21 protein-coding genes are annotated in these 25,181 nt (G+C 68.8%); 13 read left to right on the forward strand and 8 right to left on the reverse strand.

Annotated features, from left to right (window positions below; genetic code table 11):
- Positions 1–38: 38 nt before the first annotated feature.
- From AC1IQ6_RS23150 to AC1IQ6_RS23175, 6 genes are all read left to right on the forward strand, one after another.
- Positions 39–824, forward strand: a complete 786-nt coding sequence (locus AC1IQ6_RS23150) for a cyclase family protein (protein WP_102775539.1) — start codon at positions 39–41, stop codon at positions 822–824.
- 25 nt (positions 825–849) lie between these two features.
- Positions 850–1,578 carry an SDR family NAD(P)-dependent oxidoreductase gene (locus AC1IQ6_RS23155; RefSeq protein ID WP_111826432.1) on the forward strand — a complete coding sequence of 243 codons (729 nt, stop codon included), beginning with the start codon at positions 850–852 and terminating at the stop codon, positions 1,576–1,578.
- A 171-nt stretch (positions 1,579–1,749) separates the two neighbouring features.
- Entirely contained in the window at positions 1,750–2,901 is a 1,152-nt protein-coding gene (locus AC1IQ6_RS23160) for an ABC transporter substrate-binding protein (protein WP_209166826.1), read from the forward strand.
- Between the two features lie 118 nt (positions 2,902–3,019).
- Positions 3,020–4,060, forward strand: coding sequence for a branched-chain amino acid ABC transporter permease (locus tag AC1IQ6_RS23165; RefSeq protein WP_111826430.1), 1,041 nt, complete (start codon positions 3,020–3,022; stop codon positions 4,058–4,060).
- A complete protein-coding gene (locus tag AC1IQ6_RS23170; protein ID WP_485865362.1) occupies positions 4,057–5,850 on the forward strand; it encodes a branched-chain amino acid ABC transporter ATP-binding protein/permease in 1,794 nt (597 codons plus the stop codon). The genes AC1IQ6_RS23165 and AC1IQ6_RS23170 overlap by 4 nt, the downstream gene beginning before the upstream one ends.
- The gene (locus AC1IQ6_RS23175; protein WP_111826428.1) at positions 5,851–6,585 is read left to right on the forward strand and encodes an ABC transporter ATP-binding protein; all 735 of its coding nucleotides are present in this window, start codon (positions 5,851–5,853) and stop codon (positions 6,583–6,585) included. It abuts the gene before it with no gap.
- A gap of 31 nt (positions 6,586–6,616) precedes the next feature.
- Here the strand turns inward: AC1IQ6_RS23175 and AC1IQ6_RS23180 are convergent, their stop codons facing one another.
- Positions 6,617–7,552 (reverse strand): glycosyltransferase family 2 protein, encoded by a 936-nt coding sequence (locus AC1IQ6_RS23180; protein ID WP_485865363.1) that lies wholly within the window; start codon positions 7,550–7,552, stop codon positions 6,617–6,619.
- A gap of 224 nt (positions 7,553–7,776) precedes the next feature.
- Here AC1IQ6_RS23180 and AC1IQ6_RS23185 point away from each other — a divergent pair, with 224 nt between their 5' ends.
- Positions 7,777–8,742 carry a LysR family transcriptional regulator gene (locus AC1IQ6_RS23185; protein WP_102775532.1) on the forward strand — a complete coding sequence of 322 codons (966 nt, stop codon included), beginning with the start codon at positions 7,777–7,779 and terminating at the stop codon, positions 8,740–8,742.
- A 94-nt stretch (positions 8,743–8,836) separates the two neighbouring features.
- Here AC1IQ6_RS23185 and AC1IQ6_RS23190 read toward each other — a convergent pair whose 3' ends face one another.
- The 4 genes from AC1IQ6_RS23190 to AC1IQ6_RS23205 all read right to left on the reverse strand — a co-directional run bounded on the left by AC1IQ6_RS23190 (position 8,837) and on the right by AC1IQ6_RS23205 (position 11,495).
- The gene (locus tag AC1IQ6_RS23190; protein ID WP_006226408.1) at positions 8,837–8,965 is read right to left on the reverse strand and encodes a hypothetical protein; all 129 of its coding nucleotides are present in this window, start codon (positions 8,963–8,965) and stop codon (positions 8,837–8,839) included.
- Positions 8,966–9,123: 158 nt separating this feature from the next.
- Entirely contained in the window at positions 9,124–10,056 is a 933-nt protein-coding gene (locus tag AC1IQ6_RS23195) for a sugar kinase (protein ID WP_485865364.1), read from the reverse strand.
- Positions 10,049–10,690, reverse strand: coding sequence for a bifunctional 4-hydroxy-2-oxoglutarate aldolase/2-dehydro-3-deoxy-phosphogluconate aldolase (locus AC1IQ6_RS23200; RefSeq protein WP_111826426.1), 642 nt, complete (start codon positions 10,688–10,690; stop codon positions 10,049–10,051). The genes AC1IQ6_RS23195 and AC1IQ6_RS23200 overlap by 8 nt, the downstream gene beginning before the upstream one ends.
- A gap of 19 nt (positions 10,691–10,709) precedes the next feature.
- Positions 10,710–11,495, reverse strand: coding sequence for an IclR family transcriptional regulator (locus tag AC1IQ6_RS23205; RefSeq protein ID WP_247747911.1), 786 nt, complete (start codon positions 11,493–11,495; stop codon positions 10,710–10,712).
- 240 nt (positions 11,496–11,735) lie between these two features.
- Between AC1IQ6_RS23205 and uvrA the strand changes: the two genes are divergently transcribed.
- From uvrA to AC1IQ6_RS23220, 3 genes are all read left to right on the forward strand, one after another.
- Complete coding sequence (gene uvrA / locus AC1IQ6_RS23210; RefSeq protein WP_485865365.1) at positions 11,736–17,498, forward strand: excinuclease ABC subunit UvrA; 5,763 nt, start codon at positions 11,736–11,738, stop codon at positions 17,496–17,498.
- A gap of 16 nt (positions 17,499–17,514) precedes the next feature.
- Positions 17,515–18,651, forward strand: coding sequence for an aminodeoxychorismate synthase component I (locus AC1IQ6_RS23215; RefSeq protein ID WP_485865366.1), 1,137 nt, complete (start codon positions 17,515–17,517; stop codon positions 18,649–18,651).
- A 73-nt stretch (positions 18,652–18,724) separates the two neighbouring features.
- Positions 18,725–19,357 (forward strand): aminotransferase class IV family protein, encoded by a 633-nt coding sequence (locus tag AC1IQ6_RS23220; RefSeq protein ID WP_102775526.1) that lies wholly within the window; start codon positions 18,725–18,727, stop codon positions 19,355–19,357.
- Positions 19,358–19,372: 15 nt separating this feature from the next.
- On the opposite strand, the gene AC1IQ6_RS23225 is transcribed toward AC1IQ6_RS23220, so the two are convergent.
- Positions 19,373–20,275, reverse strand: a complete 903-nt coding sequence (locus tag AC1IQ6_RS23225; RefSeq protein WP_102775525.1) for a LysR family transcriptional regulator — start codon at positions 20,273–20,275, stop codon at positions 19,373–19,375.
- Positions 20,276–20,445: 170 nt separating this feature from the next.
- Between AC1IQ6_RS23225 and AC1IQ6_RS23230 the strand changes: the two genes are divergently transcribed.
- Genes AC1IQ6_RS23230 through AC1IQ6_RS23240 form a run of 3 tightly spaced genes read left to right on the forward strand, consistent with a single transcriptional unit; the run spans position 20,446 to position 22,510 of the window.
- On the forward strand, positions 20,446–21,711 hold the full coding sequence (locus AC1IQ6_RS23230; RefSeq protein ID WP_102775524.1) for an aromatic ring-hydroxylating dioxygenase subunit alpha: 1,266 nt from the start codon (positions 20,446–20,448) through the stop codon (positions 21,709–21,711).
- A gap of 1 nt (position 21,712) precedes the next feature.
- Positions 21,713–22,186 carry an aromatic-ring-hydroxylating dioxygenase subunit beta gene (locus AC1IQ6_RS23235; protein WP_102775523.1) on the forward strand — a complete coding sequence of 158 codons (474 nt, stop codon included), beginning with the start codon at positions 21,713–21,715 and terminating at the stop codon, positions 22,184–22,186.
- A 12-nt stretch (positions 22,187–22,198) separates the two neighbouring features.
- A complete protein-coding gene (locus tag AC1IQ6_RS23240; protein WP_102775522.1) occupies positions 22,199–22,510 on the forward strand; it encodes a non-heme iron oxygenase ferredoxin subunit in 312 nt (103 codons plus the stop codon).
- 3 nt (positions 22,511–22,513) lie between these two features.
- Here AC1IQ6_RS23240 and AC1IQ6_RS23245 read toward each other — a convergent pair whose 3' ends face one another.
- Together AC1IQ6_RS23245 and AC1IQ6_RS23250 are read right to left on the reverse strand one after the other, a co-directional pair.
- A complete protein-coding gene (locus AC1IQ6_RS23245; RefSeq protein ID WP_485865367.1) occupies positions 22,514–23,344 on the reverse strand; it encodes a tRNA threonylcarbamoyladenosine dehydratase in 831 nt (276 codons plus the stop codon).
- A 421-nt stretch (positions 23,345–23,765) separates the two neighbouring features.
- A complete protein-coding gene (locus tag AC1IQ6_RS23250) occupies positions 23,766–25,181 on the reverse strand; it encodes an efflux transporter outer membrane subunit (RefSeq protein ID WP_485865368.1) in 1,416 nt (471 codons plus the stop codon).

Genomic DNA, 25,181 nt, shown 5'->3' on the forward strand with positions numbered 1-25,181 from the left:
GGCCGCCGCCCCGACGATACGAACGACAGGAGCAAACAGTGAGCCAACCCATACTCGCCCAATTCATGGCCGAACTGGTTTCGGGCCGCATCCGCGTGGTGGACCTGACCGAGACGCTGACGCCGGAATTTCCCACCATCGTGCTGCCGCCGGAATTCGGCCAGGCCTGGCCCTTCCGCATCGAAGAGATCTCGCGCTATGACGAGCGCGGCCCGGGCTGGTACTGGAATAACTTCTCTTGCTCGGAGCACACCGGCACGCACTTCGACGCGCCGGTGCACTGGATCACCGGCAAGGACCAGCCCGACAATACCGTCGACACCATTCCGATCGAGGCCTTCATCGCCAACGCCTGCGTCATCGACTGCTCGGCCGAGGCCCGCGACAATCCGGACTTCCTGCTGACCGTCGACTTCGTGCAGCGGTGGGAGGAGCGCCACGGCCGCATACCCGCGCGCTCCTGGGTGCTGATGCGCACCGACTGGTCCAAGCGCGCCAAGCCGGCCGAATACCTCAACATGCAGGACGACGGCGCGCACTCGCCCGGCCCGGACGCCGAGGTCGTGCCCTGGCTCATCAAGGAGCGCGACGTGCACGGTTTCGGCACCGAATCGGTGGGCACCGACGCCGGCCAGGCCCAGCACCTGGACCCGCCCTATCCCTGCCATTACTACATGCACGGCAATAACCGCTACGGCCTGCAGTGCCTGACCAATCTGGACCAGCTGCCCCCCACCGGCGCGGTGATCTTCTCGGCGCCGCTCAAGATCCGCAGCGGCTCGGGCAGCCCCTTGCGCGTGCTGGCGCTGGCGCCCAAGGCCTGAACGACGACAAGAAAAGGGGGAAACCATGACGCAAAACCACGTCGCGCTGGTGACCGGCGGCAGCGCCGGCATCGGCGCCGAAATCTGCCGCAGCATGCTGGAGGCCGGCTACGAGGTCGTCTCCATGGCGCGCCGCGCCGCCGACTTCAGCCATCCGCGCCTGCACAACATCCAGGTCGACCTGCTGGACGCCGAGGCCACCGCGCAGGCCGGGGCCGAGGCCGCGGCCCGGTTTCCGATCAGCCACGTGATCCACAACGCCGGCGTGATCTGGCCCAACCTGCTGCCGCAGGTCACCCAGGAAGAACTGCACGGCCTGACCCAGATCCACCTGGGCGCGGCCATCAGTCTGGTGCAGTCGGCCCTGCCCGGCATGCAGGAGCGCAGGTTCGGCCGCATCGTGCTGATGTCCTCGCGCGGCGCGCTGGGCTTGCCCACGCGCACCGCGTATTCGGCCACCAAGGCCGGCATGGTGGGCATGGCGCGCACCTGGTCGCTGGAGCTGGCGCCCCACGGCATCACGGTCAACGTGGTGGCGCCCGGCCCGATCCAGACGGACATGTTCTATGAAGTGATCGACCCCGGCAGCGAGCGCGAAAAGCAGCTGGCCGCCGGCATTCCGGTCAAGCGCCTGGGCCGCGCCGACGACGTGGCGCGCGCCGTGATGTTCTTCGCCGATCCGGCCAACAGCTTCGTCACCGGCCAGACCCTGTTCGTGTGCGGCGGCGCGAGCGTCAGCTCCATCACCATCTGAACCGCACGGGAGCCGCGCTTCGGGTTTTGACCGATAGGTAAGCGCGACGCCCGGGTCTACAGTGCAGAGCCTGCGCAACAGAAATTTTAAGTAACAAGCATTTTTCGCAGTTCCCGTTTTCTCCGTTTTCCAGCCGCACTCCCACCCTGCTCCCTATCCGGAGGTCTTGCCATGCTGTCGAAGAAAATCCCCCTGGCCGCCGCCGCTGCGGTCGCCGCGCTGTTCGCACTGCCCGCCCTGGCGCAGATGAAGGTCGGCGTCGTCACCTCGTCCACCGGCCCCACCGCGCTGGTCGGCATCCCGCAGAAGAACACCGTGCCGCTGCTGCCCAAGCAGATCGGCGGCCTGACGGTGGAATACATTTCGCTGGACGACGCCAGCGATTCCACCAACTCGGTCACGGCCTTCAAGAAGCTGATCTCGGAGCAGAACGTGGACGCGCTGATCGGCCCGTCGGGTTCGCCCAACGCCATGGGCGTGATCCAGTTCGCCGCCGAGGCCGGCGTGCCGATGCTGGCGCCGGTGGGCACGGCCGCCGTGGTGCTGCCCATGAACGAACAGAAGAAGTGGGTCTTCAAGACCACCCAGAACGACGACATCATCGCGCGCGCGCTGGTGGACCACATGGTCAAGTCCGGCATCAAGACGGTCGGCTTCATCGGCCTGAACGATCCGTATGGCGAGAACTGGTACAAGGTCTTCTCCGGGATGGCCGCCGAGAAGGGCCTGAAGATCACCGCCAACGAACGCTATCTGCGCTTCGACAGCTCGGTCACCGGGCAGGCCCTGAAGATCCTGGCCGCCAAGCCCGACGCGGTGCTGGTGGCCGCCCCCGGCGCGGCCAGCGTGCTGCCGCAGACCACGCTGTACGACCAGGGCTACAAGGGCAAGTTCTACCAGACCCACGGCGCGGCCCTGCCCGACTTCCTCAAGCTGGGCGGCAAGAAGGTCGAGGGCACGGTGCTGGCCGCCAGCCTGATGCTGGTGCTGCCGGAAATGCCGGACAGCAACCCCTCCAAGAAGGTCGCTTCCGACTACATCGCGGCCTACGAAAAGCTCAACGGCTCGCGTCCGGCCACCTTCGGCGCCAACGTATTCGACGCCGGCCTGCTGCTGCAGCAGGCCGTGCCGCTGGCCGAAAAAGCCGGCAAGCCGGGCACCAAGGAGTTCCGCAGCGCGCTGCGCGACGCGCTGGAACAGACCAAGGAGCTGGTCGGCACCCAGGGCGTCTACAACATGACGGCCGCCGACCATAGCGGGTTCGACGAGCGCGGGCGCGAGCTGATTACGGTGAAGGACGGGGCCTGGACTCTGGTGAAATAGGTCCCCCCCCGAAGCGCTGCGCGCTTCCCCCCCAGGGGGGCATGCCTGCGGACCGGCGGAGCCGGATCCGCGGCATCCCACTTAGGGGGGAGCCTCGTTGTATTTGCTGGAATTCTGCATGAATGCTCAGATTGCCCTGATACTCGGGCAGGATGGCATCACCAACGGCGCGATCTATGCGCTGCTGGCCTTGTCCATCCTGCTGGTGTTTACCGTTACCCGCGTGCTGTTCATCCCGCAGGGAGAGTTCGTGGCCTTCGGCGCGCTGACCATGGCCGCGCTGCAGGCCGGCAAGCCGGTGCTGCTGGTCTGGCTGCTGTTCGCCTTCGCGCTGGCCGAGGTCGGCGCCGACCTGCTGGCTCGGCGCAAGCGGCCGGGCCGCGGCCGCGGCGCGTGGCGCATGGCGGCCAAGCTGGCCTATCCGCTGGCGCTGGCCGCGCTGTTCTACAAGCTGCCGCTGGCGCAGCTCCCGATGGCCGCGCAGGCGCTGCTGACGCTGCTGCTGGTGGTGCCGATGGGGCCGCAGCTGTATCGCCTGTTCTACCAGCCGATCGCGTCGGCCTCGACGCTGGTGCTGCTGATCGTGTCCATCGCGGTGCACCTGGCGCTGGTCGGGCTGGGGCTGCTGGCCTTCGGCGCCGAGGGCGCGCGCACCGCGCCGTTCAGCGACGCCAGCCTGACGCTGGGACCGCTCAACGTCAACAGCCAGGCGCTGTGGGTGCTGGCGGTGTCGGCGCTGCTCATCGTGGTGCTCTACCAGTTCTTCGAACGCTCCATGTACGGCAAGGCGCTGCGCGCGGCCGCCTTCAACCGCCTGGGCGCGCGGCTCATGGGCATCTCGCCGATCTTCGCCGGCAAGGCCACGTTCTTCCTGGCCGCGCTGATCGGCACGGTGTCGGGCATTCTCATCGCCCCCATCACCACCATGTACTTCGATTCCGGCTTCATGGTGAGCCTCAAGGGCTTCGTGGGCGCCATCATCGGCGGCCTGGTGAGCTATCCGCTGGCGGCCGCCGGCGCGGTGCTGGTCGGGCTGATCGAGGCCTTCTCCTCGTTCTGGGCCAGCGCCTACAAAGAAATCATCGTGTTCACGCTGATCATCCCCGTGCTGCTCTGGCGCTCGCTGAAAAGCCATCACGTCGAGGAAGAAGACGAATGAATCCGCGCCACATCCTCTACGCATTCCTGGCGCTGCTGGCGTTGGCGCCGCTGGCCCTGCCGCCTTTCTACGTGACGCTGCTGAACTACATCGGCCTGTACGCGCTGGTGGCGCTGGGCCTGGTGCTGCTGACCGGCGTCGGCGGGCTGACCAGCTTCGGCCAGGCCGCCTTCGTGGGCGTGGGCGCCTACACCACGGCGCTGCTGACCACGCGCGCCGAGGCCCTGCCCGCCTGGCTGGCATGGCTGGGCGCCTCGCCCTGGCTGACCCTGCTGGCCGGGCTGGCGCTGACGCTGGCGGTGGCCTATCTGCTGGGCGCCATCACGCTCAAGCTGTCCGGCCACTTCCTGCCGCTGGGCACCATCGCCTGGGGCCTGTCGCTGTACTTCGTGTTCGGCTCGGTCGAAGGCCTGGGCGGCCACACCGGCATTCCCGACATTCCCGCCATCGAGCTGTTCGGCTGGACGCTGAACCAGGGCGACAACATCTATTACCTGATCTGGGCCTTCCTGCTGGTGGCGGTCTGGTCCACGCAGAACCTGCTGGATTCGCGCGAGGGCCGCGCCATCCGCGCGCTCAAGGGCGGGCGCGTAATGGCGGAATCCATGGGCGTGGACACGGCGCGCTCGCGCATGGTGATCTTCATCATCGCCGCGCTGCAGGCCTGCGCCTCGGGCTGGCTCTACGCGCACATGCAGCGCTTCGTCAATCCCAACCCCTTCGGCCTGCAGATGGGCATCGAATACCTGTTCATGACCGTCATCGGCGGCGCCGGACAGGTGTGGGGCGCGCTGGTCGGCGCGGGCGTGTTCACGGTGCTCAAGCAGTGGCTGCAGGACTGGATGCCCCGACTGCTGGGCCAGACCGGCAACTTCGAGGTGATCGTCTTCGGCTTCGGCATGGTGCTGCTGCTGCACCGCGCGCGCAGCGGCCTGTGGCCGGTGCTGGTGCGCTGCGTGCCGCTGAAGAAAAAGGTCCGCGAACTGGACATGAACGCCGAGCCGCTGCCGCGCAAGCCCATGCCGCCCCGCGGCGAAGTGGTGCTCAAGGCCGTGGACGTGACGCGCAAGTTCGGCGGCCTGGTGGCCAACAACGCCATGAACCTGGAAGTCCGCGCCGGCGAGATCCTGGCCCTGATCGGGCCCAACGGCGCCGGCAAAAGCACCATGTTCAACCAGATCTCCGGCGTGGACTCGCCGACCTCCGGCCAGGTCACGCTGCTGGGCCATGCCGTGGCCGGCGCCGGCGCGCGCCGGATCGCGCGGCTGGGCCTGTCGCGCACCTTCCAGCACGTGCGCCTGCTGGGCCGCATGAGCGTGCTGGAGAACGTCGCCATCGGCGCCCACCTGCGGGGCCACCGCGGCGTGCTGCCGGCGGCCTGGCGGCTGGACCGCGCCGAAGAGGCGCGCCTGCTGGCCGAGGCCGCGCGGCAGATCGAACGCGTCGGCCTGGGCCGCCACCTGCACGACGAAGCCGGCTCGCTGGCCCTGGGCCAGCAGCGCATCCTGGAAATCGCGCGGGCGCTGGCGTCCGATCCGTGCATCCTGCTGCTGGACGAACCCGCGGCCGGGCTGCGCTACCAGGAGAAATGCGAGCTCGCGGAACTGCTGAAGAAGCTGCGCGCCGAAGGCATGGCCATCCTGCTGGTCGAGCACGACATGGACTTCGTGATGGGCCTGGTGGACCGCGTGGTCGTCATGGACTTCGGCGAAAAGATCGCCGAGGGCCTGCCGGCCGAAGTGCAGCACAACCCCGCGGTGCTGGAAGCCTATCTGGGCGGAGTGGAATAGATGAGCGCGAAACTGCTGGAAGTGCGCGAGCTGCGCGTGGCCTACGACAAGGTCGAGGCCGTCTCGGGCGTGAGCCTGGAGGTGGGCGAAGGCCAGATCGTCACCGTGATCGGCCCCAATGGCGCGGGCAAGACCACGCTGCTGTCGGCCATCATGGGCGTGCTGCCCTCGGCCGGGGAGATCGTCTTCGGCGGCAAGCCGCAGCGGCATGCCGAGATCGAGGAGATGGTGGCCGCCGGCATGAACCTGGTGCCGGAAAAGCGCGAACTGTTCGCCGAGATGACCGTGGAGGACAACCTGATGCTGGGCGCGTTCCACCGCTGGCGCAGCGGACTGCGCGACCGCGACCAGACCCTGGGCGAAGTCTACGACCTGTTTCCGCGGCTGCAGGAGCGCCGCGCGCAGCTGGCCGGCACGCTGTCGGGCGGCGAACGCCAGATGCTGGCGGTGGGCCGCGCGCTGATGGCCAAGCCGCGGCTGCTGATGCTGGACGAACCCAGCCTGGGACTGGCGCCGCGCATCGTGCAGGAAGTGTTCCGCATCGTCGCGCGGCTGCGCGAGATGGGCGTGTCCATCCTGCTCATCGAACAGAACGCCCGGGCCGCGCTGAAAGTGGCGGATTATGCCTATGTGCTGGAGACCGGCGCGGTCACGCTGGCCGGGCCGGCCGCGCAGGTGGCGCAGGACCCGCGGGTGGTGGAGGTTTATCTGGGGCTGGGGCATGGGGCGACTTGATGTGTAATCGCCGCTCTATTGCGTACGCCACCTACGCCACCCCCCTGCGGCGATCCCGGCGGTATAGCGCATAGCCCAGCGGCCACATCGCCGCCACCATGAAGCGGGCGACGGGGTTGGTGAGCCGGTAGGCCTGGACCGCGGTGGGCACGCCGGAATGCTTCAGGTGCAGGCGAAATCGCGTGTAGCGCGCCGCCGCCATGATGAATTCGCGCGGGCGGTAGCGGAAGAATTCCAGGTGATGCTGCAGCATGTCCCAGGCCAGCAGGTACAGGCCCTGGGCGTTGTTGGCGGCGGATACCGCGGCCTGGCTCAGGCCGCCGGGCGTGTCGTGGTAGGTGCGCACGACGCGGTTGATGAAGCGGCTCAGGTAGCCGGCGCGCGCGATGGCCCACCACACCAGGCTTTCCGGCACGAAGCCGGCCACGTCCTCGGGAAAGGGATAGGCCCTGAGGATGTCGGTGCGCATGCAGCCGAATTTTTCGCCCTTGATGCGGTAGCGGAAATAGACGTCGACCGCGGTGCTGTCGAAAACGTCCTGCGGATAACGGTCGCCCACGACGCTGCCGTCGGGGCGCGCGCACAGGCCGGTGACGGCCACGTAGGAGTCGCGCCGCGCCGGCGGGATGCTTTCCCAGGCCTCTTTGAAGATGACCAGGGCGTCGGGCGGCATTTCGTCGTCGCTGTCCAGGGCGACGATGAGCTGGCCGCGCGCTTCGCGCACGCCGCGGTTGAAAGCGGTTTTCTTGTGCTGGTTGTTCTGCCAGAAATAACGGATCGGGAAATCTGCGCGCGCCTGCCAGTCCAGAATCGATTCGTGGGTATTGTCGGTGGAGCCGTCGTCCACCACCACCCATTCGAAACCCCGGAAAGTCTGCCGGGAAAGGGATTCATAGACCCGGTGCAGCGTTCCCGCCCTGTTGTAGGTGGGCGTTAGAACGGTAAAAAATGTTGGCGTGTCATTCATGCCCACTGTGCCCCTTTGCGATTTCGATCAACCGCTGCGGTCTTGGTATTTATATGTATTCGCCTGAAGTTTAGGGGATATGCCTGGGCGTACAGAGGCCGCGTCTTTCGAATTTGCAATCAAATCTGACAAAACCGGCCGGACTTGCCGCCGCCGCGGGCGCGCAAGGCTTGGGACGGCGCGCGCGAGTGGCGTAAACTCGGGCGGCCCAATTCGGAATGCCTATGGAAGCGTCGACTGTCCAGCTCAATGACATCGCCTTGTTCGTGGAGGTTGCCAAGCGCAAGAGCTTCAGCATGGCGGCGCGCGCGCTGAACATGCCGACCTCGACCTTGTCGCGTCGCATCAATGAACTGGAACGGGCCATCGGGCTGCGCCTGATCAACCGCAACACGCGGCGGCTGGACCTGACCGAGGCGGGCGCGGCCTACATGAGCCGCTGCCAGGGCCTGATCGACGAGGCCCGGCTGGCCCACGAGCAGCTGCAGATGCTGTCGGGGGGGCCGTCCGGCACGCTGCGCGTGTCCATGCCCTACAGCCTGGCGATCTGGCTGCTGCCGGAAACCATCAACGATTTCATGCAGCGCTATCCCGACGTGGAGTGCGAATTCGACCTGAGCATGCTGACCGCGTCGGACGCCCAGGGCACGCCGTTCGACGTGGTGCTGCGCTTCAGCAACGACCTGCACCCGCTGTCCATCATGGACTCCGGCAGCAACGCGGCGCAGAACGGCTCGGTGGCGAAGGAACTGGTCTCGCTGGACAACCACCTGTATGCGTCCGACCGCTATCTGGAGCGCTACGGCGAGCCCAAGACGCCGGGCGACCTGACGCAGCATCAATGCCTGCGCACCACCATCGACGACGCGCATTCGTACTGGACGCTGCGCCAGGGCGCGGTGACGGTGCGCGTGCCGGTGCGGGGGCACCTGGCGGCCAACAACATGAGCATCGCCGGCACGCTGGCGGGCCTGGACCTGGCGATCACGCGCATGCCGCACTGCCAGGCGCTGGAGCCCATCATCAAGCGCAATTCGCTCAGGCGCGTGCTGCCCGAATGGTCGGTCGACCCGATCTCCATCTATGTGGTGTATCCGTCCAGCATCCAGCCGGCCAAGACCCGCGCTTTCATGGATTTCATCCTGCCCAAGCTGGGACCGCCCCGCGACGACGCTTCGAAAGCCGGTTAGCCATCGGCTTCCGGCCAGACGATAAAAAACCCGCATGGCGCCAGGCCAGCGGGTTTTTTCGATCGAGGCCAGGCGGCTCGGCCTGGCGCGCGGCTTAGACGCGCTTGATCTTTTCCAGCATCTTGAAGACGCCCTTCGGCGACTTGACGAAGAGGCGCTTGAAAGCCTTGCCCAGGCAACGGCGTTCCAGGGTGTTGCGACGCACGCGTTTGCGTTCGGCCATGTTTATTCTCCTGATGAAGATTGTGCGGTAGGTAGTTTGGTACTACGGCAGTAAACGAGAACCGCACAACCGAGTACTCTGGGCTGGCGGAAAATTCGGGTAACTTGGTATTTTAGCCTGAAATTACCCGAACGCGCCAATCGGCGGAAAACCGGCGCTCAGCCGGCGGGCTGCTTCAAGCGGGCCAGCACCTCGGCGGCGCGCGGCAGGGGGTCGACCGCGCCGTAGCCCTGGGTGGACAGCGCCGCCGCGACGTTGGCGTAGCGCACGGCGTCTTCCCAGGCATCGCCCTGGCAGCGGCGCGCCAGCAGGCTGCCGGCGAAGCAGTCGCCGGCGCCGGTGGCGTCCACGGCCTGCACCCGCAGCGCCGGCATGGCGGTGCGCCGGGCGCCGTCGTCGATGATGGAGCCGTCCTTGCCCAGCTTGAGCACCACCACGCCCGCGGCGCCGCCGTCGCGGATCCAGTCCAGGGTGCGTTCGGGGTCGTCGTTGCCGGTCAGGTGCTGCATGTCGTCCATGCTGGGCAGGAACAGGTCGGCGGCGCGCATGGTCTCGCGCAGCACCGCGCGGGCGCGGTCCACCGGCCACAGGCGCAGCCGCAGGTTCGAGTCCAGGCTGACCTGCGCGCCGGCCGCGCGCGCCCGCTCGATGGCGGCGAATACGGTGTCGCAGGCGCTGGTGCTGATCGCCAGGCTGATGCCCGAGACGTGCAGGAAGCGCGCGCGTTCGACCAGCCCGCAGTCCAGGTCGGCCGGGGTCATGCGGCTGGCGGCGGAGTCGCGGCGCAGGTAGCTGAAGGCGTGTCCCTGGGGGCCGTGCTGCACGAAGTACAGGCCGGTGTGGGCCTCGCCGTCGACGCGCACGCCCGAGGTGTCCACGCCTTCGGCCTGCCAGAGATCCAGGAACTGCCGGCCGAAGGCGTCGTCGCCGACGCGGGTCAGGTAGGCGCAGCGCGCGCCCTGGCGCGCCGCGGCGATGACGGCGTTGGAGGTGTCGCCGCCGTAGCCCTGCAGGTATTGGCGCTGGTCCTTGTGGGTCTGGTTGAGCTCGACCAGGGGCTCGCCCAGCGCGACGATGTCGAAGTCAGCCATGGGCGGCCTCGCGGGTGCGGACGATCTGCGCCACCAGCGCGGCGGTGTCGCGGGCGGCGAAGGCCGCCTTGTCGTAGAGGTTGCTGCCGATGCCCACCAGCGCCGCGCCGGCGGCGAAGTACGCGCCCATGTTTTCCTCGGTCACGCCGCCGGTGGGGCACAGCGGCGTGTCCGGATAGACGGACTTGAGCGCGGCCAGGTGCCGGGGGCCGCCGGTGTCCGCCGGGAAGATCTTGACGATGTCGGCGCCGGCCCGGCGCGCCGCCAGCACTTCGCTGGGCGTGAAGGCGCCCAGCAGGCACAGCGCGTCGGCGGCGTGGGCCAGGTCGACGATGTCGGTGGCCAGCGCGGGCGAGACCAGGAAGTCGGCCCCCGCCACCAGCGCCTCGCGCGCCTGCTGCTCGTCCAGCACGGTGCCCACGCCCAGCTGCAGCGCGCTGCCGTGCTTGTCGCGCAGCGCCCGCAGCAGGTCGGTGACGTTGGGGATGGTCCAGGTCAGTTCCAGGGTGGTGCAGCCGGCGGCCACGGCCACTTCGGCCGCGTAGGCGGCGGCGGCCGCATCGGTGTAGCGCAACACGGGCACGACCCGCGCGGCCATCAGGGCGGCAAGTTTGGAGGCGGTAGGAGCGGTCATGGGATTCCTTGTGGAGGCGTCAGGCGCCGCCGGGCGATGCCGGCAGCACGGCCAGTTTGGCCGCGGCGGCGTCGCGCAGCCGCAGCAGGGGTTCGATATAGGCGGTTTGGGGATCTTCGCGCCGGCGGAACAGCAGCGTGCTGACGCTGACGCCGGCCACCGGACGGCCGGCGGCGTCGCACAGGGCCACGCCGTAGCAGACGATGCCGGCTTCGTTTTCCTCGTTGTCGGTGGCGTAGCCGCGCGCCGCGGTTTCTTGCAGCAGGGCGCGCAGCGCGGGCAGGCTGGTGGCGGTGCCGGGCATGCGCGCGGCCAGCGGCAGTTCGCGCAGCAGGCGCTCGCGCGAAGCCTCGTCCAGCGCTGCCAGGTAGGCCTTGCCGACCGCGCTGGAATGCAGCGCCACCGACGCGCCCACGCGCGAGGCCATGCGCACCGGGCCGGGGCTTTCGAGCTTGTCGATATAGGTCATTTCGCGCCCGGCCGGCACCGCCAGGTGCACGGTTTCGCCGGTGGCGTCGCGCAGGGCCTGCAGTTCGGGCGCCAGCGCGGCGCGCAGGTCGAACTGCGACCAGGCGCGGCTGGCCAGCGACATCAGGCGCGGCCCCAGCCGGTAGGCGCCGCCGGCGTCGGCCAGCATGCCCTGCTCGGCCAGCGCCGCGACGATGCGATAGACGGTGGGCCGGGGAAAGCCGCAGCTGCGCGCCAGGGCCGCGGCGGTGGGCGGCTGCGGCGCGTCGGCCACCGCCTGCAGCACCGTCATGAACTTGGCGAACGCCGCGGCGCCCGCGACCTTGGTTTCCGGCAAAGTGGGTCTCCAGCGTATGCGAATCATCCCAGGGCGCCAGGCTGACAAATTGCAAGGCCGATAGCGCGAATTTCGGACGAATCTGCGATACTGTTTATTTGTACAGCTAGTGATGCTTGAGTTGTCCATATTATGGACACACGCCTCACAATATAGTCAATTATTCCATATCGCCGCGTCCGGAACCAGCGACGGATCGTCGTTCGGGCCGGCCTCTTCCGTCAGGCTACGATACCGTCCATGAGCTCTCAAATTCGCATCGTTGGCGCCCGCCAGAACAATCTCAAGAACCTGGACCTGACCATCGCCACGGGCGAACTGGTCGTCGTGACCGGCGTATCGGGGTCCGGCAAGAGTTCGCTGGCCTTCGACACCCTGTACGCCGAGGGACAGCGCCGCTACGTGGAAACCTTTTCGCCCTATGCGCGCCAGTTCCTGGACCGCATGGACAAGCCCCAGGTGGACCGTATCGAGGGCATCCTGCCCGCCATCGCCATCGACCAGACCAACCCGGTGCGCAGCTCGCGCAGCACGGTCGGCACGATGACCGAACTGAACGACCACCTCAAGCTGCTGTTCGCGCGCGGCGCGCGGCTGTACTGCCGCGGCTGCGGCAAGGTGGTGCGGCGCGACACGCCGGACTCGATCTGCCACTCGCTGGCCGAGCGTGCCGCGGCCGCCGGCGACCCGCGGCTGGTGGTGACTTTCCCGATCGCCGTGCCGGCCAATTTCACCGAAGAGGAAGTGCGCGGCTTTCTGGAGCAGCAGGGCTACACCCGCGTGCACGCCGAAGAAAACGCCGAGCCGCGCGCGGCCGCCGCGGCCAAGGGCGCCAAGAAAGGCAAGAGCGCCAGGCCCGCCACCGAAGCGCGCCGCATCCTGCACGTGATCCAGGACCGCTTCCGCTACGCCAACACCGAGCGCGAACGCGTGATGGAGGCGCTGGACACCGCGCTGCGCATGGGCGCCGGCCACCTGGCCGTCTACGCCATGGACGCCGAAGGCGGCAACGCCCATGTGTGGAAGTACAGCGACCGCCTGCACTGCGCCGACTGCGACATCGAATACACCGACCCGCTGCCCAGCAGCTTCTCGTTCAACTCGCCATTGGGCGCGTGCGAGGCCTGCCGCGGGTTCGGCCGCGTGATCGGCATCGACTTCGGGCTGGTCATCCCGGACGAGAACAAGACCCTGCTGGAAGGCGCGATCAAGCCCTGGACCACGCCCTCGTACAAGGAATGCCAGGACGACCTGCAGAAATACGCGCCCAAGGCCGGCGTGCCGCTGGGCGTGCCCTGGAAAAAGATGAGCGAGGAGCACAAGCGCTGGGTGCTGTACGGCGCGCCCGACTGGAAGGGCGGCAACGACGCCTGGAAGCACCAGTGGTACGGGGTGCAGCGCTTCTTCGACTGGCTCGAAACGCGGGCTTACAAGATGCACGTGCGCGTGCTGCTGTCGAAGTACCGCAGCTACACGCCCTGCCCCACGTGCAACGGCGCGCGCCTCAAGCCCGACGCGCTGCTCTGGCGCCTGGGCACCAAGGAAGAAGCCGACACCGTGCTGCCGCCGCAGGAAGGCCGCTACCAGCGCTTCATGCCGGTCGGCGCCAACTGGAGCCGCGAGCAGCTCAACGGGCTGGGCGGGCTGTCCATCCATGACGTGATGCTGCTGCCCATCGAGCGGGTGCGGCTGTTCTTCGACACGCTGTCGTTTTCGGGCGCGCTGGACGCCGCCACCGACCTGCTCATGACCGAGGTGCGCGCGCGCCTGAAGTTCCTGTGCGACGTGGGCCTGGGCTACCTGACGCTGGACCGCCAGAGCCGCACGCTGTCGGGCGGCGAAGTGCAACGCATCAACCTGACCACGGCGCTGGGCACCTCGCTGGTGAACACGCTGTTCGTGCTGGACGAGCCGTCCATCGGCCTGCACCCGCGCGACATGCACCGCGTGGTCGAGGTCATGCACCGGCTGCGCAACGCCGGCAACACGCTGGTGGTGGTGGAGCACGACCCGCAGGTCATGGTGGCCGCCGACCGCATCATCGACATCGGCCCCGGCCCGGGCGAGCGCGGCGGACGCATCGTGTTCGACGGCACGCCGGCGCAGCTGCGCGCGGCCCCCACCCTGACTGGCGACTATCTCGGCGGACGCCAGCGCGTGGAAGCGCCGCGCCCCATGCCGGTGGCGGCCAACACCCCGCGCCTGCTGCTCGAAGGCGTGAGCGCGCACAACCTGAAGAATGTGTCGGTCGAACTGCCGCTGGGCCGCCTGGTCTGCGTGACCGGCGTGTCCGGCTCGGGCAAGTCCACGCTGGTGCAGGACGTGCTCTACCCCGCGCTGCTGAAGCAGAAGGGCCGGCCCTCGGAGGCCCCGGGCGCGTTCGAGCGCCTGCTGGGCGCCGAGCAGATCGCCGACGTGGTCATGGTGGACCAGACGCCCATCGGCAAGACCACCCGCTCCAACCCGGCCAGCTACGTGGGCGCGTTCGACGCGATCCGCAAGCTGTTCGCGCAGGCGCCGCTGGCGCGCGAGCGCGCCTATACCGCCGGCACCTTCAGCTTCAACGGCGGCGACGGCCGCTGCCCGACCTGCGGCGGCACCGGCTTCGAGCACGTGGAGATGCAGTTCCTGTCCGACGTGTACCTGCGCTGCCCCGATTGCGACGGCAAGCGTTTCCGCCCCGAAGTGCTGGAAGTGCGCGTCGAACACCTGGGCAAGAGCGCGTCCATCGACGAAGTGCTGGAGATGACGGTCAGCGAGGCGCTGGACTTCTTCAAGGGCCTGCGCGACGTGCAGACGGGCCTGGCGCCGCTGGCCGACGTGGGCCTGGAGTACGTGCGGCTGGGCCAGCCGGTGCCCACGTTGTCGGGCGGCGAGGCGCAGCGGCTCAAGCTCGCCGGCCACCTGGCCGAGGCCGCGCGCAGCGGCATCTCGACCGCCAAGGTGGCCAAGAAAGGCAGCCTGTTCCTGTTCGACGAACCCACCACCGGCCTGCACTTCGACGACGTGGCGCGCCTGATGCGCGCCTTCCGCAAGCTGCTGGCCGCCGGCCACACGCTGCTGGTCATCGAGCACAACCTGGACGTGATCCGCGCGGCCGACTGGCTGATCGACCTGGGCCCCGAAGGCGGCGACGCCGGCGGCCAGGTCGTGGGCACGGGCACGCCGCAGGACCTGATGGACAACCCGGCATCGCACACCGGCGCGGCGCTGCGCGACTATGAGGTCAGCATCCTGCCGGCCGACGTGGTGGTGAGCAGCGACGCCGACGCCCAGGAGGCCGAGCAGGCCGGCCTGACCGCGCGCATCGCCGAGCCCGGCGAAACCTACGCCGCGGACGTGGGCCGCCCGCTGCAGTCGCTGGTGCGCGAGCGCCGCCAGGCCAGCATGGCCATCGAGATCCGCAACGCGCGCGAGCACAACCTGAAGAACGTCAGCGTGGAAATCCCGCGCGACAAGTTCACGGTCATCACCGGCGTGTCCGGCTCGGGCAAGTCCACGCTGGCCTTCGACATCCTGTTCAACGAGGGCCAGCGCCGCTACCTGGAGTCGCTCAACGCCTACGCCCGCGCCATCGTGCAGCCGGCCGGCAAGCCGGACGTGGACGCCATCTTCGGCATTCCGCCCACGGTCGCCATCGAGCAGCGCACCAGCCGCGGCGGCCGCAAGTCCACCGTGGCCACGATGACCGAGATCCACCACTTCCTGCGCCTGCTGTACGTCAAGCTGGGCACGCAGTACTGCCCCGACTGCAACGTGGCGGTGGAGCCGCAGAACGCCGACCAGATCGTGGCGCGGCTGCTGCGCGAGCACAAGGGCGAGCACATCGGCCTGCTGTCGCCGCTGGTCACCGCGCGCAAGGGCTATTACACCGACCTGGCGAAGTGGGCCGGCTCCAAGGGCCACACGCACCTGCGCGTGGACGGCGAGTTCATCCCCGTGGCGCCCTGGCCGCGCCTGGACCGCTACAAGGAACACACCATCGAACTGCCGATCGCCGACGTGGTCGTGGACCCGGCCAACGAGGCCGAGCTGCGCGCGGCGGTCAAGAGCGCGCTGGAAAACGGCCAGGGCGTCATGTCGGTGGTCTGGCCGGTGAACAGGCTGCACGAGGCGCTGGACAGCGAACTGCAGCAGCAGCACTTCTCGGTCAAGCGCGCCTGCCCCTCGTGCGGCACCAGCTTCCCCGAGCCCGATCCGCGCCTGTTCTCGTACAACTCCAAGCATGGCTGGTGCACCGGCTGCTACGGCACCGGCCTGCAGCTGCAAGGCTTCGACGAAGCGCAGACCGGCGAGGAAACCGCCTGGAACGCCTGGTACGAGGGCGAGGCCAAGGTCTGCACCCAGTGCAACGGCGAGCGCCTGAACCGCGTGGCCCGCGCCGTGCGCTGGCGCGACAAGTCCATCGCCGAGCTGGCCGCGCTGCCGGTGTCGGACGCGCACACCTTCTTCACCGGACTGGTGGCGCGCGGCCGCGAAGGCGAGATCGCCCGCGACATCCTGACGGAAATCCGCGGCCGCCTGAACTTCATGCAGGAAGTGGGCCTGAACTACCTGGCGCTGGACCGCGCCGCGCCCACGCTGTCCGGCGGCGAGGCGCAGCGCATCCGCCTGGCCGCGCAGCTGGGCTCGAACCTGCAGGGCGTCTGCTACGTGCTGGACGAGCCCACCATCGGCCTGCACCCGCGCGACAACCGCATCCTGCTGGACGCGCTGGCGCGCCTGGAAGGCAACGGCAATACGCTGGTGGTGGTGGAGCACGACGACGACACCATCCGCCGCGCCTCGCACATCATCGACATCGGTCCGGGCGCGGGCATCCGCGGCGGCCGCGTGGTGGCGCAGGGCACGGCGCAAGACCTGGTGGACGCGCCCGAATCGGTCACCGGCCGCTATCTGGCCAAGCCGCTGGCGCACCCGCTGCAGGGCCGCCGCGCGGTCGAGGCCGACACGCCCATGATCTCGATCAGGGGCGCGCGCCTGCACAACCTGCGCAGCGTGGACGCGCGCATCCCGGTCGGGCGCCTGAGCGTGGTCACCGGCGTGTCCGGCTCGGGCAAGTCGACCCTGGCGCGCGAAGTGCTGCTGGACAACCTGATGCAGGCCGTGTCCAAGGGCAAGGCGCCCGCCTGGGCCGGCTGCGAAGAGATCACGGGCTGGCAGGCCATAGACCGCGTGCTGGAAGTGGACCAGACGCCCATCGGCAAGACGCCGCGCTCGTGCCCGGCCACCTACGTGGGCTTCTGGGACGACGTGCGCAAGCAGTTCGCCGACACGCGCGAAGCCCGCATGCGCGGCTGGACCGCGGCGCGTTTCTCGTTCAACACCGGCGACGGCCGCTGCCCGATCTGCGAAGGCCAGGGCATGCGCACCATCGAAATGAACTTCCTGCCCGACGTGAAGGTGCCGTGCGACGCCTGCAACGGCGCGCGCTTCAACAGCGACACGCTGGGCGTGCAGATGCGCGGCAAGAACGCCGGCGAGCTGCTGGCCATGGAAGTGGACGACGCCATCGGCTATTTCGCGGCGCACCCCAAGATCCACCGCCCCCTGCAGCTGATGCAGGACGTGGGCCTGGGCTACCTGACCCTGGGCCAGCCCTCGCCCACCCTGTCCGGCGGCGAAGCCCAGCGCATCAAGCTGGTGACCGAGCTGTCCAAGGCCAGGCTGACCGACGGCCTGATCAAGACCGGCCGCGCCTCGCGCATCCCGCACACGCTGTACGTGCTGGACGAGCCCACCGTCGGCCTGTCCATGGCCGACGTGGAAAAGCTGATCCACGTGCTGCATCGCCTGGTGGAAGCCGGCAACACGGTGGTGGTGATCGAGCACAACCTGGACGTGATCGCCGAAGCCGACTGGCTGCTGGACCTGGGCCCCGAAGGCGGCACCGGCGGCGGCAAGCTGGTGGCCGAAGGCTCGCCCGAGCACGTGATGACCCTGAGCGACCATTCCCACACGGGCCGGGTCCTGAAGGAATTCCTGGCGCATCAACAGCAGTAACCCGAGCAGTAAAAGCATGGAATGTCGTTTTGAAGACCGGCTGGCCGGCCGCGCGTTGCGATTCGAGGGCTACTGCGCCCGCATCGAGGCGCGCGCCGCCGCCGAGGTAGGGCCGGCGCTGGCCGCCATCGAGGCGGCGCGGCGCCAGGGCCGCTGGGTGGCGCTGCTGCTGGACTACGAACTGGGCGAATGGCTGCTGCCGGAAGCCGCGCAGGCCCCGCCCTCCGGCCCCTGGACTGCGCCGCGCGACGACGGCCAGGCGCGCCTGACCGCGCTGGTGTTCGAACGCGCCATCGACGAGGCGCCCTGGGACGCCTCGGACGCCGGCAGCCCCGCCGCGTCCATCAGCCTGCCCGCGCCGCGCATGACCGAGCCCGACTACGCGCGCCGGATCGAAGCGGTGCGCGAACTGATCGGCGCCGGCGAGCTGTACCAGCTGAATTTCACCCAACCGCTGGACCTGCGCCACCAGGGCGATCCCGCCACGCTGTACCGGCGCATCGCGGCGCGCAACCCGGTGGCGCACGGCGCTTTCATCCAGGACGGCGCGCGCACGGTGCTGTCGTTTTCGCCCGAGCTGTTCGTGCGCCGCGACGGCCCGCGCCTGACCACGCGGCCCATGAAGGGCACGGCCCCGCGCCACGCCGACCCGGCCGAGGACGAACGGCTCGGCCAGGCGCTGCTGGCCAGCGAAAAAAACCGCGCCGAGAACCTGATGATCGTGGACCTGCTGCGCAACGACCTGGGCCGGCTGGCCGAACCGGGCTCGGTGCGGGTGGACGCGCTGTTTTCGCTGGAACGCTATCCCACCGTCTGGACCATGACCTCCACCGTTTCCGCGCTGGCCCCGCGCGCCGGCCTGGAGGACGTGCTGCGCGCGCTGTTTCCCTGCGGCTCCATCACCGGCGCGCCCAAGGTCGCGGCCATGCGCCGCATCCGCCAGATGGAGGCGGCGCCGCGCGGCCTGTACTGCGGCAGCATCGGCTGGCTGGCCCCGGACGGCGATTTCTCGCTGAACGTGGCGATCCGCACCCTGGTGCTGCAGGCCGACGGCCGCGGCGTCTACAGCGTGGGCGGCGGCATCGTGCAGGATTCGGACCCCGCCGAGGAATGGCAGGAATGCCACTGGAAAGCCCGGATTTTGCGGGCCTGAACGCCCGGGACGGGCGCGGCGGTAGTAGGATAGAGCGCGGCCATCGGCCGCTCATGTGCACCAGGGGAGTCCCATGCAACCCGAACTGATCGAGACCATCCTGGTCGACGCCGAACGCCGCGTGCCGCTGCTGGCCCGCCATCTCGCCCGGCTCGAAGCCTCATGCCAGGCGCTGGGCTACGCCTGGGGCGGGCGCGCGGTCGAGGGCGACATCATGATCACCGCGCTGGGCCTGTCCACGCCGGGACCGCACCGCCTGCGCCTGCTGGTGGCGCGCGACGGCAGCCGCAGCATCCAGACCGCTCCCCTGCCCCCGCTGGCGCCCGCCCAGGAAGCCATGCTGGCGCCCGAGGCGCTGCGCGCCTCCGAACCGCTGCTGCGCTACAAGACCACCTACCGGCCCTGGTACACCAAGACCATAGAATGGCTGCCCTCGCATCCGCACATATTCGACCTGCTCTACCTGAACGAGCGCGGCGAGCTGTGCGAAGGCAGCCGCAGCAATGTCTACCTGCGGCTGGACGGCGACTGGTACACGCCGCCGGTGGACTGCGGCTGCCTGCCCGGCGTGCAGCGCGCCGAACTGCTGGACACGGGCCGCGTCGAAGAGCGCGTGCTGTCCCTGGCCGACTTGCACGCCGCCGAGGAAATCCGTCTGTCCAACGCCTTGCGCGGCTGGTTCCCGGTCACCCTGCGCAGCCGCTGAGGTCCGCGCCGCGCCTCAGTCGGCGAACTCGTCCACCACCACCTGCCGCAGCCATTGATTGGCCGGATCGCGGTGGTTGCGGGCGTGCCAGAACACGTTGATCACCGACTCCGGAATCTTCACCGGACAGGCCGCGGTGGCCAGGCCGAACGGCCCGCAGGCGCAGTCCGCGAAACGCCGCGGCACCACCGCGATCATGTCGGTGGCGGCCAGCACCGGCCCCACCGCCATGAAATGCGGCACCGTCAGGCGCACGCGCCGACGGATGCCGGCGCGCGCGATCACCTCGTCCACCACCCCGTGGCCGGTACCCTCCGACACGATGGCCACCTGTTCGGCCGCGCGGAACTGGCGGGCCGAAACCCCGGTGCGGGCCAGCGGATGGTCGCGCCGGAAGATGCACACATACGGCTGGCGAAACAGCAGCCGCTGGAAGAAACCGCTTTTCAGCGCAGGCAGAAAGCCCATGGCCAGGTCGATCCGGCCGCGCTCCATCTCGTCCTTCACGTCGATCGAGGTCGTGCGCACCGTGCGCACGGTCACGCCCGGCGCCGCGCGTTCCAGCGCGCGCATCAGCCTGGGCAGGAAGTAAGTCTCGCCCACGTCGTTCACGCCGATCACGAAGGCGCGTTCGCTATGGCCGGGATCGAAGGCCGCGCGCGCGTTCAGCGTGCTGTGCAGCGCGTCCAGGGCGTCGGCGATCGGCCGCGCCAGCGACTCGGCATAGGGCGTGGGCACCATGCCGCGCGAGGTCCGCAGGAACAGCTCGTCTCCCAGCAGCTTGCGCAACCGGCCCAGCGCGTTGCTGACCCCCGGCTGCGAAATGCCCAGGCTGTCGGCCACGGCCGCGACCCGGCCGTGCCTGCGCAGCTCGTTGAAGACGACCAGCAGATTCAGGTCCACGTCTTGCAGGTTCATGCGCTTGTCTCCACCAATATTGATTCTGGTGATTTATCTCATCAAGCAGATTCTATTTATTTATTTCGCGTGCTGCCCGATCATGCAGCAAACGCCTGCGCCCATGCCGCGCCGGCTCTGCCGGGCCGCACTGGCCCGCCGAACCAAGGAGACCCGCCATGCAGTCCTGTATGAGCACAACCGCCGCCGAAAGCCCGCTCGAATTCGTGCCGCCCTGGCAGGGCGACGGCTCCCACCGCATCCCCTTCGGCGTCTATACCGACGCCGCGCTGCACCAGCGCGAGATGGAGCGCTTCTTCTACCGTTCGCACTGGTGCTACGTGGGCCTGGAGGCCGAGATCCCGCGGCCGGGCGACTTCAAGCGCACCGCCGTGGGCGAACGCTCGGTCATCCTGCTGCGCGACAACGACGGCCAGGTGCGCGTGGTGGAGAACGTCTGCGCCCATCGCGGCGTGCAGTTCTGCCGCGAGCGCGCCGGCAACCGCAGCGAATTCGTCTGCCCCTACCACCAATGGAACTACGACCTGCAGGGCAACCTGATCGGCGTGCCGTTTCGCCGCGGCGTCAAGCAGGACGGCCGCGTCAACGGCGGCATGCCGCCGGACTTCAAGCCCGAGGAGCACGGCCTGACCAAGCTGGCCGTGGCCTGCCGCAACGGCGTGGTGTTCGCCTCCTTCGACCACGACGTGGAGCCGCTGGAGGACTACCTGGGGCCGGACATCCTGCACTACTTCGACCGCGTCTTCGACGGCCGCGAACTGGTGATCCACGGCTACAGCCGCCAGCGCATCCCGGGCAACTGGAAGCTGATGCAGGAGAACATCAAGGACCCCTATCATCCGGGGCTGCTGCACACCTGGTTCGTCACCTTCGGCCTGTGGCGGGCGGACAACCGCTCCGAACTGAAGATGGACGGCCATTTCCGCCACGCCGCCATGATCTCCACGCGCGGCCAGGGCGGCAAGGGCAGCGTGACCAGCGGCGTCTCCAGCTTCAAGGAGCAGATGTCGCTGAACGACGACCGCTTCCTGGACATCGTGCCCGAGCCGTGGTGGAACGGCCCCACCGCCGTGCTGATGACGCTGTTTCCCAGCGTCATCATCCAGCAGCAGGTCAATTCGCTGTCCACCCGCCACATCCAGCCGGTGGGCCACGACGCCTTCGATTTCGTCTGGACGCATTTCGGCTTCGCCGACGACAGCCCCGAGATGACGCGCCGCCGGCTGCGCCAGGCCAATCTGTTCGGCCCCGCGGGCTTCGTGTCGGCCGACGACGGCGAGGTCATCGAATTCTCGCAGGCCGGCTTCGAGCAGAAGCCCTGGCACCGCAGCGTGGCGGAGCTGGGCGGCAAGACGGCCGAGAACACCGACCACATGGTGACCGAGACGCTGATCCGCGGCATGTACGCGTACTGGCGCCGCGTCATGGAGGCCTGAGATGCTGGACTTTCCGCTCTATTACCAACTGACCTGCCTGTACAACGACTACGCCGCCGCGCTGGACGCCGAGGAATGGGAGAAGTGGCCCGATTTCTTCCTGGAGGAATGCGTCTACAAGGTGCTGCCGCGCGAGAACCACGAGCGCGGCTATCCGCTGGCGACCATGGCGTTCGAAAGCCGCGGCATGCTCAAGGACCGCATCTACGGCGCCACCGACACGATCTTCCACGATCCCTACTACCAGCGCCACGTGGTGGGCGCGCCGCGCGTGCTGTCGGTGCAGGGCGACCGCATCGAATCGGAAGCCAACTACGCCGTGTTCCGCACCAAGCCCAGCCAGCTGACCACGGTGTTCAACGTGGGCCGCTACCTGGACGTGGTGCGGCGCGGCCCCGACGGCCTGAAGTTCGAATCCAGGCTGTGCATCTTCGACAGCGAGCTGGTGCCGAATTCACTTATCTATCCCATCTGACAGGACGCCACAATGAGCATGCAATGGATCAAGGCCATCGCGCTGGCCGACGTGCCGCAGGAAGACGTGATCGCCGTGGAGGCCGGCGGGCGCGAGATCGCGCTGTACGGCGTGGACGGCGAGGTCTACGCCACCGACAACCTCTGTACGCACGGCAGTGCGCGGCTGTGCGACGGTTTCCTGACCGGGCACGAAATCGAGTGCCCGCTGCACCAGGGCCGCTTCGACGTGCGCGACGGCCGGGCGCTGTGCTCGCCGTTGCGCGACAACCTCGCGACCTATCCCGTCAGGATCGAGGACGGCGTAGTGTTCGTGGCGCTTTGAAGATCAGAGCGCGAGGCGCAAGGCCTCGTTGGCCGCGGCCATGCCCATCGCCGCGGTGACCGTCACGACCGAACCGTAGCCGGCGCAGGACAGCCCTTGCGGCGCCGGCGCCTGGCCGGCCGCGCCCATGTCGTCCTCGCCCTCGGTGGGACGGGTCCAGGCGTCGGGCAGGATGGCCGGCTGGTCGAACCACAAGGCGTGGATGCCCATCTTGGGCACGCGCTTCAGGGCGCGCCCATGCCGGTCGCTGGCGCGCGCGAACCCGTGCTCCCGGCGCAGCTTGTTGCGCAGCTTGGCGAGCAGCGCGTCGTTGACGGCCGCCGACAGGTCGCCGGCGCGCAAGGCCAGCGGATCGGTCTTGCCGCCGGCCCCGCCGCACAGCAGCATGGGCACGCCGAGCGCGCGCGCGTGCAGGATCATGGCGATCTTGGCGGCGGCCTGGTCGGTGCAGTCGACGATGACGCTGTAGGGGCCGGGCAGGACGTCGGCCACGTTGTCGGGCGAGACGAAGTCGTCGACGCGGGTGATGCGGCATTCGGGGTTGATGGCCAGTGCGCGTTCGGCCATGGCCTCGACCTTGGATTGTCCCAGGGTGGAGGTGAGCGCGTGGATCTGCCGGTTGACGTTGGATTCGGCGATGTGGTCGAGGTCGATCAGCGTGAGCGCGCCGACGCCGCAGCGCGCCAGGGCCTCGACGGTCCAGGAGCCGACGCCGCCCAACCCCGCCACCGCCACATGCGAGTTCTGGAGGCGGGCCGGGGCTTCGGGGCCATACAAACGCGACAGACTTCCGAAGCGGCGGGCCAGATCGGGGGGGGAATCCAGGGAGTTCATGGGGGAGGATTTTATAGTTGTCTGGGATTGGGGGTGGTCGTCGTTGGAGTTTGTACTTCTTTAGACGCCCGGCACGGCGGCGGCCCGGGGGGAGCGGGGCCACGATTGCGGTCCGGAGCCTTCGCTCCGGACTTCCCCTTCGTCAACCTCGTCCGCCTTCGGCTCCCTACGGTTTCCCTCGGGCTTATCGACGCCCCGCTCCCCCCGGGCCACCGCCGCACCGGGCTCCAGCGGCTGCAATTTACCGGTCGCTGGGGAGGACGGCTTGCTTGGCATTCTTCTCCCTGGCGGGATGGTGGTGGGAGATCTTTACAGGACGCCAAAGACGGCCGCGCGGGCGGCCTTCTTTGGCATATGGATGTCTTGGAATGCCATGATGACGCTGCGCGCATGCCGATGGTTCGGTCGCCGACGGCGAGGGTCAAGAACCAGCAGCGTCCGATGCAACCACATCATCCCCACCAAGCGCCTGATAAACAGTCACCTGATTCACCAGCCGGTTCAGCATGTTCTCGTCCCGCGCCACTTCCGCGATTCGGCGTTTTTCCTGCGCGTCCAGCCAGTCCTTGAGCGACACCGCCCCCGCCCGGTAACGGATTTCGTACAGGGATTCGGCCTGGCGCGCCGCCTGCAGCGACGCGTCGAGCTGTTCGGCCTGAAGCGCCAGCTGGGTGCGGTTGGACAGCGCGTTTTCGACGTCCGCCATCGCCTGGTAGAGCGACTGACGGAACGTGACCACGCGTTCCTCGTAGTCGGCCTGGGAGATCTTGATGTTGAGCTGCATCTGGTTCCATTGCAGGAACGGCAGCGTCAGGCCCGCGCCCAGGGTGCCTATCGGATTTTGCAGGAGGTTGGACAGCGTCGGGCTGGCGCTGCCCAAGGCGCCGGTCAGGGTCAAGGGGGGATAGAAGCTGGCGCGGATGGCGTCGGCGGTGGCCAGGGCCTGGCGCAGGCGGAGTTCGGCGGCGCGCAGGTCGGGGCGGCGGCCCAGCAGGTCGGCGGGGACGCCGGCGCGGGCCTCGGGCAGCGGGTACTGCGGCAGGCGGGCGGGGTTGGCCATGCTGCGGTCGGGGGGGCCGTCGAACAGGATCGCCAGCGCGTTCGCGTACTCGACCCGCGCCTGCACCAGCAGCGCGTGCGCGGCCTGCTGGCTGGCCACGGTCTGTTCGGCTTCGGCCAGCTCCAGCGCGGACGCGCCGCCGGCGGCGTATTGCGCGCGCACCAGGTCCTGGGTCTTGCGGGCGTAGGCGATGCTCTGTTCGCTGCTGGCGATGCGCTGGTTGATGAACGCGGTCTGCCAGTACAGCGTGGCGGTGGTGCCCACCAGCGACAGCGCCGCGCTCTGGCGGTCCTGCTCGGTCGCCTCGGCCGCCCATTGCGCGGCGTCGCGCTGGCGCGACAGCTTGCCCCACAGGTCGGCTTCGTAGCTGACGGTCAGCTCGGCCGCGTTGCTGCGCGTGGTCATGCGGTCCCCGCTCAGCGTGCGGGTGCGGGTGACGTTGGCGCTGCCGCCCAGCTGCGGCCACAGCTGAGTTTCGGACAGGCCCGCCTGGTATTGCGCCCGGCGCACGCGGATGGCGGCGGCGGCCAGGTCGTTGTTGCGCGCCAGCGCGCCCTCGACCAGACCGGTCAGCACCGGGTCGTTGAAATTGCGCCACCAGGCGCCGCCCTGGGACTGCGCCACGGTCCCGGCGCCGGGCGCCAGGCCGTCATGGGACCACGCCGCGGGCAGCCTGACCGCCGGCGTTTCGTAGTCGCTGCGCAGCAGGCTGCCGCAGCCGGCCAGCGCGAGCAGCAGCGCCAGGGCCGCGGGTTTGCGTAGGAAAGAAACCGCCAT

The sequence above is a fragment of the Achromobacter sp. MUI-25009338 genome (genome assembly GCF_057359325.1).

Bases quoted from the DNA above. Each gene is read 5' to 3' on its own strand.
- AC1IQ6_RS23155 (WP_111826432.1), top strand. From the start codon at position 850: ATGACGCAAAACCACGTCGCGCTGGTGACCGGCGGCAGCGCCGGCATC.
- AC1IQ6_RS23160 (WP_209166826.1), top strand. From the start codon at position 1,750: ATGCTGTCGAAGAAAATCCCCCTGGCCGCCGCCGCTGCGGTCGCCGCG.
- AC1IQ6_RS23165 (WP_111826430.1), top strand. From the start codon at position 3,020: ATGAATGCTCAGATTGCCCTGATACTCGGGCAGGATGGCATCACCAAC.
- AC1IQ6_RS23170 (WP_485865362.1), top strand. From the start codon at position 4,057: ATGAATCCGCGCCACATCCTCTACGCATTCCTGGCGCTGCTGGCGTTG.
- AC1IQ6_RS23175 (WP_111826428.1), top strand. From the start codon at position 5,851: ATGAGCGCGAAACTGCTGGAAGTGCGCGAGCTGCGCGTGGCCTACGAC.
- AC1IQ6_RS23180 (WP_485865363.1), bottom strand. From the start codon at position 7,552: ATGAATGACACGCCAACATTTTTTACCGTTCTAACGCCCACCTACAAC.
- AC1IQ6_RS23185 (WP_102775532.1), top strand. From the start codon at position 7,777: ATGGAAGCGTCGACTGTCCAGCTCAATGACATCGCCTTGTTCGTGGAG.
- AC1IQ6_RS23190 (WP_006226408.1), bottom strand. From the start codon at position 8,965: ATGGCCGAACGCAAACGCGTGCGTCGCAACACCCTGGAACGCCGTTGC.
- AC1IQ6_RS23195 (WP_485865364.1), bottom strand. From the start codon at position 10,056: ATGGCTGACTTCGACATCGTCGCGCTGGGCGAGCCCCTGGTCGAGCTC.
- AC1IQ6_RS23200 (WP_111826426.1), bottom strand. From the start codon at position 10,690: ATGACCGCTCCTACCGCCTCCAAACTTGCCGCCCTGATGGCCGCGCGG.
- uvrA (WP_485865365.1), top strand. From the start codon at position 11,736: ATGAGCTCTCAAATTCGCATCGTTGGCGCCCGCCAGAACAATCTCAAG.
- AC1IQ6_RS23215 (WP_485865366.1), top strand. From the start codon at position 17,515: ATGGAATGTCGTTTTGAAGACCGGCTGGCCGGCCGCGCGTTGCGATTC.
- AC1IQ6_RS23220 (WP_102775526.1), top strand. From the start codon at position 18,725: ATGCAACCCGAACTGATCGAGACCATCCTGGTCGACGCCGAACGCCGC.
- AC1IQ6_RS23225 (WP_102775525.1), bottom strand. From the start codon at position 20,275: ATGAACCTGCAAGACGTGGACCTGAATCTGCTGGTCGTCTTCAACGAG.
- AC1IQ6_RS23230 (WP_102775524.1), top strand. From the start codon at position 20,446: ATGAGCACAACCGCCGCCGAAAGCCCGCTCGAATTCGTGCCGCCCTGG.
- AC1IQ6_RS23235 (WP_102775523.1), top strand. From the start codon at position 21,713: ATGCTGGACTTTCCGCTCTATTACCAACTGACCTGCCTGTACAACGAC.
- AC1IQ6_RS23240 (WP_102775522.1), top strand. From the start codon at position 22,199: ATGAGCATGCAATGGATCAAGGCCATCGCGCTGGCCGACGTGCCGCAG.
- AC1IQ6_RS23245 (WP_485865367.1), bottom strand. From the start codon at position 23,344: ATGAACTCCCTGGATTCCCCCCCCGATCTGGCCCGCCGCTTCGGAAGT.
- AC1IQ6_RS23250 (WP_485865368.1), bottom strand. From the start codon at position 25,181: ATGGCGGTTTCTTTCCTACGCAAACCCGCGGCCCTGGCGCTGCTGCTC.